Source organism: uncultured Gimesia sp. (assembly GCF_963972345.1).
Lineage (GTDB): Bacteria > Planctomycetota > Planctomycetia > Planctomycetales > Planctomycetaceae > Gimesia.
Map to the genome: position 1 here is coordinate 1 of NZ_CAXAVM010000216.1, position 11487 is coordinate 11487.

Sequence of the window (11487 nt, forward strand, 5' to 3'; positions counted from 1 at the left end):
TGGAATGATAAAAAAAAGCTCATGGAGTATCGGGGGGTGTGGCTGGATGATGGAAGCGAAGCCTTTAGAGTCGATCCAATCAGTACCGGAAGTAACAATATCGGTGAATTCCTGGCTATAGTACGTGGACTACAGTTGCTGAAACGGAAGGAGATTGACTGTCCTGTCTACAGCGACAGCCAGACGGCCATCAGTTGGCTGGAGAATTTAAGTATTAACTCAAAAAGTGCCAGAGGTCAAAAGATATCTCCCGCGGTATATCAGCGAATCACAAGGGCAGTCCTCTGGTTAACACGGCAAACCGACCTGAATCCAGTCCTGAAGTGGAATACAGATGACTGGGATGAAATCCCGGCCGATTATGGACGGAAGTTTTGAAGAGCATCGAATACATCTAAGGTGGGTTAGAACACTAAATGTTGTTATAAGTTTTGGTATCTGAGAGGCAGTTATTCGCTGCAGCTTTTCAATGCCCAGATCGCGTGCTGTCTGGTATAGAGCTGTAATTGATCTGTCACGGTCTCGCTTTCTGGCTCCGGTTGTGAAGCCAGATAGCGCAGCCGTTCGATCACATCTGTCTGGCCCAGCAATCCGAGACCGATGGCTGCAGAATCCCGTACGCTTTCTGACGGATGCTGCAGAAGTGCACGCAGTGGTGTCTGGAATGCGGCATTTTCGGAAAATCCTGCCAGTCGACAGGCCAGCGCGATTGCAGCGGGGGAATCGCTTTGTTCGTCAGATAAAATCTGTTGCAGTGCGTCCCGGTAATCGCTCAATTCTCTGTGGAGCCTCTGGCTGTGTCCCTCACGACGGAATTGTCGATCGATGTCTCGCGCGTGTTTAAGGTAGACGCTCTGCAGGCCAATCTGTCTGATTTCTGCGAAACGGCTGGAAAGTAGATCCTGGGGTGGGAAATCATGGAAATGAAATCCCATAAATTGCACCCAGGTACTGCCTGCAGGAGCACTGGTCACGACGGAACGGTGTCCCAGCAGCAGCGAAGTGCCTGTCTGACGGTCGGAATTCTGCAATAGAATCCGAGACTGCTGTGAGCTGAAGGGAGTCTGGTAGGTGCGAAATGAATCTGAATCGGTGCCGGAAGCCACCACGACCCCATCGCGTAGCAGCACGCCGGTGACACGGACTGTCTGCCCCGTATAATAAGAGGTACTCAGGATCTCTGGTGTGATGACCGCACGTTGTTGCTGATCATGGTGTATTGAAAACGACCTCACCCGCGTCTCTGAAGATGCCGATCCTCCAAAAGTCCCGCGTCTGCTTATTGGATGAACATCGAAGATTGGCGTGGGCACAAGAATCGTCTGATTGAGTTTAAAAGGAGCGACCGCGACTTCGCACTGGTCTGGTTTGACCAAAGTCTCTGCACAAATCAGAGGCTCAGCTATTTCCCCGGCAAATCGTGTCAACGTCCAGTAGCGGGCAATCCCGAGTGGGGGATACGAACGCAGGCTGCAGCGCATCAACTGCGTCGCATCAGGTGCAGACTCCACGCGAATATCCCCGAGGGTGGTCCATGAGGGATGGGTCCAGGGTTTCGTATACGCGGCTATCGAAGCGGAAAGCCGGTCTCCGGCCTGCTCCGGCTCTCTTGATGTCAGTTCGTCCCAGGGAAACCAGAGAAGGCCTCCCGTCGAATCGGGGGCCTTGGATTGCATCACCTGCTGAGGGGCTTTGCCATCGATCAGAATGTCGCCGACGGAAACTTCTGCCTGGTTCTTCTGGTTTGCTTCCCGATCAAAGAGCCACAGTTTTCCGTCGAGAACCTGAAAACGCAGGTCCAAATCGGGACCTGCTGTCTTACAGAGAATTTGTAAAGGTACAAACTGTCCCGGGGTCACTTCCACGTATTCGAGGAACTGAATTTCCATGTCAGCAGACCGTTCCACCAGGGGAAAACCAGTTTCAGCATCAACGACTAACACCAGATCTTTGCTAGTTGTTTTGATATACCCTCCTCGATAGGAAGAACGGCCGGACTGATAGGGGAGACCTGAACCGAACTCGTGCACAAAGTGGGGGCCATTCAATCCCAGAACACGTACAGAGCGACCATTCCAACTGGCGGAAAACTGGATCGGCATTTTCCAGAGTTCTGGGTTTCGATGAATGCTGTCCAGCGCGAGGGTCAGTGTGATGCCGCGCTCGATCTTCGGGTTGTCACTGGGGAGTTCCCGTGGTCCCTGTTCGTCTTTGTAGCGAAACTGGTATGTTGTCTTGGGCAAAGGCGTCTCTTTCTTGCGCAGCCACAGTTGCTGCCGATCCAGAATGGATTCCAATACCTGGCCTGCTGGTCGGTTGCTGGCAGTCACGGCTGCTTCTGGAACCGTCGTTGAATACAAGGGCAGGCGATCTTCGTCATACAGCACCAGCATTAAGTTGGTATCACTGTCGAGCGTATTGTGGTTCAGAGCAGGAAATCTGAGTTCCGCGGTCGGGGCAGTCACGGCCCCCGTCCATTCACCAGGTTTGCTGAGCGACTTGTTCACAGGTATCCATTTTAACGACACGGGACGGAATTGACTGTTCTCAGTCTCCGGCGTTCCTTGAAAAGCATAAGTTGCCCCCAGTTCGAGTGGGGTCAGACCTCGCAGCGCGACTTTGTTCCTGGATTCAGCCATGACAGCCATTTCCTGGTGACGAATTCGTATCTGTTGCACGGCTTCCTGCAACGATTTAGAGCTGGCGTTAATTTTCAGGTCAACGATTTCTTCCTTCTGGGCGGGGTGACCTGCAAATTGTGAAGAGCCGCTTGTTAAGATCCAGAGCCCTTCTGGTGTGACCTGAAACTTTTGCTCAACATGAAAGTCTTTCTCGGGAAATCTGATGTCAATGTGCCGGGGGGCCTGTTGCCCTGAATCTGTGGTATCCCAGTCCGCTAAGTTTATTTCTGCAATCAGTTTCTCATCATTGTAGGCGACTTCGCGAACGATGCGATTGTTTTCATCAATGGTCAACAGCGACCGATTCACAACAACGTCATGCATATAAGCCCAGGAGGTCGTCTCAAACATGGCGCCGGCATTTAACTTCACACGACGGCTGGCCTGTGGAGACGGGCGCAGTTCGATCAGCCGGGTGTTCCCGTCCTGATGATAATCGACGACGATAAAATCGTTTGGATTTCTTCCCCAGTCGATCGAAGCAAAATTCAAACGGGTGCCGGAGAGATGCCTCAGCGTTTCACGCCGTAGAAGTTCCCGGGCAGTGATCTGGTTTGAACGCTGATCTTTAGTGATATCGTCTGCTGTGCGATGCCGCGGATATGCCTCGGGGTTCGCAACTGTGAACGATGAACCATCGGGCAGTCTGATCACCGACCAGCCAGTCCCATAAACATCGGAACCAGCCTCCCGGTCGACGACTTCCACACGGAATGTCCCCGCCTGATCCCACTGAAATCGTTCATCGAGTCGATGAGGGGACATACGATGGGTGAAGTCAATTGACTTGAACCTACCCAGATCCGGGTTTTGCCAGAGACGGTTGGCTTTAAGGACTAGCTCTACATTAAAATCAGCGGCTCTTTGGGATGCGGCTGCCTGCTCCTTCAGCACTTTTTGAAAATCAAAGGGCAGAGTAGGCCAGTTTTTAACGGAAGTACTGTCGGACTCCTGAAGAGTGAACTGCTGATCCGTTTTCTCATCTCTCAGAACCAGGCGGTTAGGCAACCAGGACGCAGCTTGCGAGTTTTCAAAAACTCGCTGTAACGAAGATCCATCAATACGAGCAGCCCAAATCTCGGTCTTCCATTTGTGATCATTGCCGGGCAGAGTATCATACGTAGATTGAGTCCAGGCAATCCATTCTCCGTTGTCTGACCAGCTGGGATTAACGCCTCCGGTTATGAAATGGTATCGCAAATCACGATCGGGCTGGTTGATTCCGGGCAGACTGACATAGTTCATCTCGCGTTTCACAGTATCCCAGATTCCAATACGACCGTCGGCTGGGATTCCCCCGCGCCAGGCGCTCCCCTTGGCAAACTGCGTTGAGACAGCAATATACCGGCCGTTGGGGGACCAGGCTGCTCCTGCACCTTGCACTCCGGTTTCGTCAATCTGACCTGACTGCACATCAATGATAACCAACGGAAAGCGAATACTTTTGCCGGGAGAATTACCAATGGCAAGTTTTTTCGAATCCGGAGACCAGGCGGCCCTCGTATTCAGCCGATTCTCGATGAGGCAACGAGTATTTCTGGTTGTTCTGTCGTAACAGAACAGTCCGTATTTTGTCGTTCCAGCCTGACTCGTATATCTGCCTGTAAAGGCAATTTGTAGGCCATCTGGTGAAAGTACTGCATAAACATTGTAGCTGGGCCGGCATTCCGGCGGTAAAGCGGAGTGGGGTGACTTGCGCAGCTCCGGAGTGACTGGTGGGACTGATTTCGTTGATGAACTGGAGTCCGCAGTAGTCGACTGTGGGGATGGTGTGTCAGGTTTCGTGTTCGGTTCTTGCCCCGGAGCGCTTTGGTTGGATTTCGCGACACGGGGTGGCTTTACAGTCTGACTGACGGTACTGCCCACCAGTAGGAGTGGGCAAGTCAGAGCTGCCACTACCAGGACCAGCGACGTTCTGGCGAAAGCTGAATGCGAACGCAGACGCTGAGATTCAATCAGCTTCAAGCGGGATTTCAGCTGACGAATGGAACCCGTACCACCGGTCGCCAACTGTGGCTGAACCTGTGCATGGGCTACAAAGTCAGTCGTTTCAACAATTGCCCTGGCGTATTCCTCAGCAACGTCAGGCCAGAGCGTGAGCACCTGGGCATCGCAGGCAGCCTCTTCGGCGGCGCGGAGACGGGAACGGGTCAACCAGACCAGCGGACACCACCACCAGATCACAGTCACAGCCAACTCCAACCATCTTGTCAGATAATCACGTCTCCGAATATGAGCAAACTCGTGAGTCAGAAGCAGATTGCGGGTTGTTGGCTCATGCATGGCCGAAAGATCAGCAGGTAGAATGACCAGGATCTGCCTGATTCCCGACCAGACCAGAGGCGGGACCGTGGCTTGCAGCGTTCTGACAGTGGGTACTTTTCGCAGACCTGTTCGAACAGCAATCTCCTCGACAACAGACTGGACTTCCGGGGTGACAGGCTCTGAAAGCGGGAGCAGCCTTGTAAAGGCTCGGATGGATTGCATGGCTCTGAACAGTACGACCAGAGAACCAACAGCCCAGAGGGTGCATAAGCTCCAGCCAATGTATGCAGCATTCAATAGAGAACCATCTTTGGAGAGCTCTGAATTCTGGACTGCAGCTGTATGAAAGCGGTCAGAGGGAGCAGAAGAAGAATGCGTTACCGGAGTATTCGAAGCTGGGGGCAGTGTCTGCGGATTCACAAGCAGGTTCTGAGTCTGCGCCCCCCTGGTTGATGCGACCGCAGAGGGTGAAGCTGGCAGGTTGTTTTCCGCAGTGATATCAGGGAAACGCTGTGTTTCTTCCAGATTTTGAATACCAGCTTGACTGGGGCTCACTTCGAGCTGGCTGTCAGATGGGTGAGAGACTGAAGCTGAAAAACTTAGGGCAGATGGTTGAGGCATTGTTGCTTTCGCAGAGGGAAAACCAGGAATCCCCAGTGGCAGAAAAGGAGGGATGATCAGCTTGAGCAGGACGACTATCCAGAGTGCATGTTCGATGACAGGCCAGCGTTGACGAGTCACACAGCTGAATAATTCTGAGACAAAGCAGAGTACTGCAGCAACAGTCAGAATGCCCAGGACAACATGGGAAGTTGATTCGAACCACATCAGATGACTCCTAAATACAAACTCCATGTGATAAGTTGTGCTGAAAGGCGATCTAGTCTTTGGGGAGCTTCTTGGGGGGGACTTCTTTGAGCAGTTCTTTCAACTGTTTCTGCTCTGAGGCTGTCCAGCGCCGCATCTGGATCAGACCGGTTAGCATGGGAATCACAGCACCGCCACACAAAGTATCTGATAGCCCCCGCAAGCGTTCCTGGATCAATGTTTCGCGATCAATGGCTGCTGAAAAAACATGGACTCGCTGTCTACGGTCGCGTATCACACAATTCCGCTTTTCAAGTCGCTCCAGTAATTTCTGAACTGTGTAATATTGCGAAGTCGAACCTTCCGGATAAATTGCATCACACACTTCACGCGTCGTAGCCTGCCCACGATCCCACAGAACCTGCAAGACCAAGAGCTCGGTATCCGTCACATGATATTGCTTAGACTGCATTTCACTCCTCCTGAAATCGAAAAAGACGTAGTGTCTTTGTGCTGATTTGATCGGCCTGCTTGCAAAAAGTCAAGATGTCTTTGATGGGGTTTCCTGAGATCGTTCAATTCTGGGTTGAGGCAGCTACCCTCTTTCAACCTGTAGTACCTCTAGATTTTCCCGAAATATCTATTAATCCGCACCACTCCCTGCATGTAATTGCCGGAAGGAATTGATTATTCCGTGAAGCGAGAACTCGCGCTAAAATGTCGTCTATCTCGTGACAAACAGCACGGCAGATACTCCAATAATTGTATCAAATTTGGTCATAAGCTATACCGTTATACCATCGTTGCTGAACGTCGTGGCGGTGCTGTAACGACGTTCAAAGATGCTCCGGTTTTTGTCACCACTGACGGGAATAAGTGATTTTGATTTCGAACACGACTATAATGAATTCACCTTGTGCAGATTACGATGAGTTCTGAGTAATTTAGTAGACTTTCGCGAAAACGAACGTTTTCTCGGGATGGCCAGTGAACTGCAGTGTTTATGCTATTAGATCTTGATATATTTAGAGGTAATTAAATTTTATCTATAGTGATCCCGTCAGGTTTTGTCCGCCCAGTACGAATAGAGTTCTTATGCAATTTACCGTCGCAATGACAACCGATGATGTCTCCGACATCGCGAAAAAAACGGTCGACACTGAAACCGATCTTCATTTACGTACTGTTCTCTCGTGCGAAAGATGGATTCTTGCCGGAGGTGGAATAAAGAGTGATCCAAACATTGGTGAGCTTGTTGGAATGACGATAATTTATTCAGACAATTCGTCTGCGATTTTGCAATTCGAGATTAAATCACAAATTCAGGTCGAGTTGTTATTGCTCTCTGGTGTAGACGCCGGTCTCGATACGACAGCCGCACAACGATTCCGAGAACATTGTACAGAAATCAATGCGTCGATTGCCCACGATGCTTTCCAATTGTTAGCCCCACTTGAGTATGTCGTCTGCAATCCACTACGCAAGGATCTCCCTGAAAATATGATTGGCGAAATGATTACGCTTTGCGATCACTTTGCTGCTGCACTTCTAAACCTTCGCGGGTGTCCGGTATGATAGTAGTTACAATGTCCAGACAAATAACAATCACGCTATAAGAAAAATGTTGCACCTAAGTCGCGGCTCGCGCGGTTTGGTAAAATCAATGGGGTTCGTCGCGGCCCGGTGAACTGTGACGTCATGCTTCAAGGGGCTCCGAATGCTACAACAGGTCTTAACCAATTTGCTGTCTGATATCGCGATTGTGCAACGTTACCTCGAAGTCAGCCAAGACGCTGGCTTTGCGGATATGACGCGTCTCCTCGAAAGCCTCGCGATTCACCTTTTTAAAGCGTCACATGGTCTCGATCTAACCAACAAAAATCTGTTCGCCCCAAACTTTCCCGCCATCGATCTTGCAGATGAGGCAAAACGAGTCGCTATTCAAGTTACAGTCAATGCTGATGCGAAAAAAATCCGCCACACGCTTGCCAAATTTGACGAATACAATCTCGCGAAAGACTATGATTCTCTAATCATTCACGGATTCTTGAACTGCTCGCGAATCGAAGTCCCTGATCATTGCACCGTAATTAACATTGGGACAATCGTCTCAACTGTAGCGGACAAAAACGATGAAGAACTCGCCCAACATCTAGTCGATGCTCTTGAGCAGCACACCGATTTCTCACGAATTCATCCTTACGATGATCGCAACTGCCTCGAAATCGTCCTTCGTTGCATTGATCGAAATGCGCTAAAGCATCGGATGGTCTGTGAAGGTTCTTATAGAGACATGGTAAAAGGACTGAATGAAATCACGGAATTGATTAGTAAAGGGACGATTAACCGTAAAAAGAAGAATAAAAGCGTTGATGACTTTAACGATTCCGAGATTCAAATCTTCTTGACCACCGTACGAAACGAAATCGGACGTATTGTTGCGATAGTAAATGAGTCCCGGCAGGGGGGGCTGAATTTGTTGCGATTCCCATGCATCAGATTCAGCAAATCGACAGAGTAAAGTATCGTATCTTGGAGTTAGCGAATGAAGTCGCAAAGAAGGTCGGTATCGATATTCACCTGCAAATGATTTGATATTTAGCAAAAGATGAACCAGAGTTGTGGACCGTGCAAACTCTGAATTCAATATCACTTTCTCCAGTCCGGTGAACTCAATCGTTAGTACCTGGTTTCATTAATCTGTTGAAAAACCGCGGCTTCGCGGACAGCTCAGCAAACCACCCAATTCGCGGACTGGTTCACCAGCTCTCTGAGTTGTTAGGCCGCGTTGTTTTTTTTCCCACGATGTGATTCAGCCAAGTCCAGACCCAAGAGGTGACATGCCTCTTACCCGTATTCTATTACAATCGCAAGCCTTAGATCGTGCTGCCGGGAAGTCATCGGGTAAAGGCCTGAAAGAACTTGAGAAGAAGAATGATCTGCGTTTCCTTGCCAAAAGAATTTGACTATCCCCAGACGCGAGAACTCGCGCAAAAATGTCTGGAATGTCGTGACAAACAGCATGGCTGGATATTCTATGAGATATGGTGTCTTTCATCTGCGATCAGCTAATCATAACGGGAATCGTGCTGGTTCTCCACATGACCTACCGTCCCTTGCAAAACCAACTCCATAACGACTTGCCAGCGGGCTGACTCTGGGAGTTTCGAAGCCAAAAGCAACTTATAAAAGTTCGGTACCTCTAATGTAACTCACACTACTATTCGTTACGGCATACAGACAGCAAGGTTTTAAGCACTGGCTTTTAGCACCAACTGCTGTTGCAAGTAATCTGAGACCGACAACACTGAAATTAGGACCAACTGTTTCAGAGACTAATTCCAGCCAACCAGCATAGGAATTGGGACCATCTGTTGTTGTCAGTAAGTGGAGCCAAGCACCACCAAAAGGATACAAACAAAATCGCACCAAAAAGGATACAACACAGACAAAAGAATTAAAGCCATAACTCGTTGTAAATTATGGCCTTATAAGTACGCCCGAGTGGATTCGAACCACTGACCTACGGATTAGAAGTCCGTTGCTCTATCCAGCTGAGCTACGGGCGCTTGTGTTTCCTGATAGACGCTGTTTTTGCGAATCAAGTTCGCGAAGGCTCGTCTTCAGGAGGGAGCTGGATTTTAACGGGAAAGTGCTTTGATTCTCAATACTTACAACAGTGAATGCAGTACGCGAATTCAAAAAAATCAGGGGCAGCAGGCCATTCCCGCCGAAAATGGCATTAATCTTCGTGTCGGAAGCACTGGCGCGTTCGATTTTGAGAATCCATTCCCCCCAGACATGAAGTCTTCTAATGGGAAACGAAGCAGGGGACCGCAGCAGAGACACCGCGGGCAGGAGGATTTCGGTCTGCTGGAAATCACTCCGTCGACTCAGCCGTGCTGATGCACTCTGATTCTTGCATCAGAGACTCTGACATATTGAACCGAGAAGGAGAGAAACCCTGGAACAAAACAAAGCCCGTTGATGGAATGCGGTCGCGCCAGAAACACACATATATCAACGGGCTTTGTTCTGATTAAGAACCGGCGGCAAGCCTGTTTTGTCTGTTTATTTTGTGATTTTCTACCATGAATTTCTGATTAGATATCTCAGACAGATATTGCGTTTCTGTCTTTGAATTTCTATCAATTAGACTGTGCCCTGTTTTTACAGAAACGTCTCGAGGGCCATTTGGACCGGGTATAATCGATTGAGTAACGCCATGGTGAAATGTGTTGCGCTCCGGTATTCGCAGGTTTTGTAGTGGAAATTCATTTCGCAAACCAGTATCTTAATTTTCAAATGGAATCATCATTCTTAACGAACCTGTAGACTACAGACTGGTTCGCTAACAGGAGAGATCACAGATGCCCGGAGTAACAGTAACCTGTCCGCATTGTCAGAATAAGCTGAAGCTCAAGAGCCCTGATCTGCTTGGCAAAAAAGTCAAATGCAAATCGTGTGAGAACCCGTTTGTGTTGAAAGCCGACGGAAAAAAGAAATCAAAACCTGCTCCTGATGAATTTGAAGACGACTTTGGTGATTTCGATGATTCTGCAATGGATCGTGTCCGCCGCGCACGTAAACGCAAAGGGACATCGGGAAACCAGAAAAGTGCAACGGCGGCAAGCAGCAAACCTGATAAAGCGAAAAAGAAATCGGAAGCCAGTATTCCGCTCCCGCTGTTAATAGGCGGGTGTGTGCTGGGCGTGCTGCTCACAGGGGGACTGGGATACTTTATGTTTTCCATGGGCAGTTCATTGAATGCCGGCCAGGCAGCCGCCAGTAAAGTGGAAGTCCCCCAGAAATTCGCCAAATTCTCACCCGAGGTCGGCGACATTGGCGCGGAATACCCCGAAGGATGGAAGGTGGAAAACGGAGGCGGCCAGGGGGGCGTACAAAGCTGGGCCAAATTTATTTCTCCGGATGAAGGGACCAGTATTTCGATTCGTGGCAATATGACCGGTTCGGCCCTGGGAAGTGCCGGTCTGGCGATGAACCAGGGTGCCGACGCTGAAGAGATCGAGCCCCCTGTGGTCGACATTCATCGATTGATGAAACGGAAGTTTGAGGACGACTATTCCAACTATGAAGAACTGGGGGACTACACCTTACTCAAAACCAAAATGGGGGATGCCTGTCAGTCGATCTTTACCACGAAAAGTCTGCTGGGGGGCAAGCAGAAAGGCTATCGTGTGACACTGCTGACGGGCCGCGTGCAGTTTAATCTGGTCTGTCTGTGTGATGACGCAGTGTTTGATAAAATGCGACCGGCTTTCGATCATGTCGTCAATACGGTTCACGAAAAATAATTCGCAGTAACTGGCGGTTAACCCCAATGCCAGGCGAAGCGCGTTTTGAAGTGATGATAATACAGGCCGATCATCCTCAACGCGACGATTTCAAAATAGAGGATGATCGCGATCATGATGATGATGCCCACCACGCCCAGTTTTAATGCCATAAAAACGGTAAAGAAGTAAACCACCGACGTCAGGAACATGGCACCCGCGGTGAAGAAATAAGCTCCCATCGATTTGACGATGGTGAGCAGCATGAGGTCGATCCGGAAGACGGTTTCGAAGCCTCCCACCGCCACACACAGTGCCAGGATCGGCCAGAAAAACAGGCCTGCACAATAGAGAAACACGAAAACTCCGAGGTGGTACAGAGGCAGGAAGTCCACGACATCCTGAGGCAGAAAGCCGGGGCCTCCCGCTTCGCCCGCATT

At 49.8% G+C, this 11487-nt stretch carries 7 protein-coding genes and 1 tRNA gene; 4 read left to right on the top strand and 4 right to left on the bottom strand.

The annotated features are described in order from the left end of the window. Positions 1–378: hypothetical protein (locus AACZ40_RS24705; RefSeq protein WP_339676222.1), on the top strand; the 378-nt coding region annotated here is incomplete at its 5' end. A 71-nt stretch (positions 379–449) separates the two neighbouring features. Here AACZ40_RS24705 and AACZ40_RS24710 read toward each other — a convergent pair. Together AACZ40_RS24710 and AACZ40_RS24715 are read right to left on the bottom strand one after the other, a co-directional pair. After that, positions 450–5774, bottom strand: a complete 5325-nt coding sequence (locus AACZ40_RS24710; RefSeq protein WP_291177180.1) for a M56 family metallopeptidase — start codon at positions 5772–5774, stop codon at positions 450–452. A 52-nt stretch (positions 5775–5826) separates the two neighbouring features. Then, positions 5827–6225 (bottom strand): BlaI/MecI/CopY family transcriptional regulator, encoded by a 399-nt coding sequence (locus tag AACZ40_RS24715; RefSeq protein ID WP_291177183.1) that lies wholly within the window; start codon positions 6223–6225, stop codon positions 5827–5829. A 623-nt stretch (positions 6226–6848) separates the two neighbouring features. Between AACZ40_RS24715 and AACZ40_RS24720 the strand changes: the two genes are divergently transcribed. Both AACZ40_RS24720 and AACZ40_RS24725 read left to right on the top strand, forming a co-directional pair. After that, positions 6849–7328, top strand: a complete 480-nt coding sequence (locus tag AACZ40_RS24720) for a hypothetical protein (protein WP_291177186.1) — start codon at positions 6849–6851, stop codon at positions 7326–7328. A 142-nt stretch (positions 7329–7470) separates the two neighbouring features. Continuing rightward, on the top strand, positions 7471–8274 hold the full coding sequence (locus tag AACZ40_RS24725; protein ID WP_291177189.1) for an SMEK domain-containing protein: 804 nt from the start codon (positions 7471–7473) through the stop codon (positions 8272–8274). A 974-nt stretch (positions 8275–9248) separates the two neighbouring features. On the opposite strand, the gene AACZ40_RS24730 is transcribed toward AACZ40_RS24725, so the two are convergent. Continuing rightward, a tRNA-Arg gene (locus tag AACZ40_RS24730) sits at positions 9249–9322 on the bottom strand. A gap of 801 nt (positions 9323–10123) precedes the next feature. On the opposite strand from AACZ40_RS24730, the gene AACZ40_RS24735 reads away from it, so the two are divergent. Beyond that, positions 10124–11068, top strand: a complete 945-nt coding sequence (locus AACZ40_RS24735; protein ID WP_291177192.1) for a hypothetical protein — start codon at positions 10124–10126, stop codon at positions 11066–11068. Between the two features lie 17 nt (positions 11069–11085). On the opposite strand, the gene AACZ40_RS24740 is transcribed toward AACZ40_RS24735, so the two are convergent. Further along, the coding region (locus tag AACZ40_RS24740; RefSeq protein ID WP_339676227.1) for a hypothetical protein at positions 11086–11487 on the bottom strand (402 nt) is incomplete at its 5' end.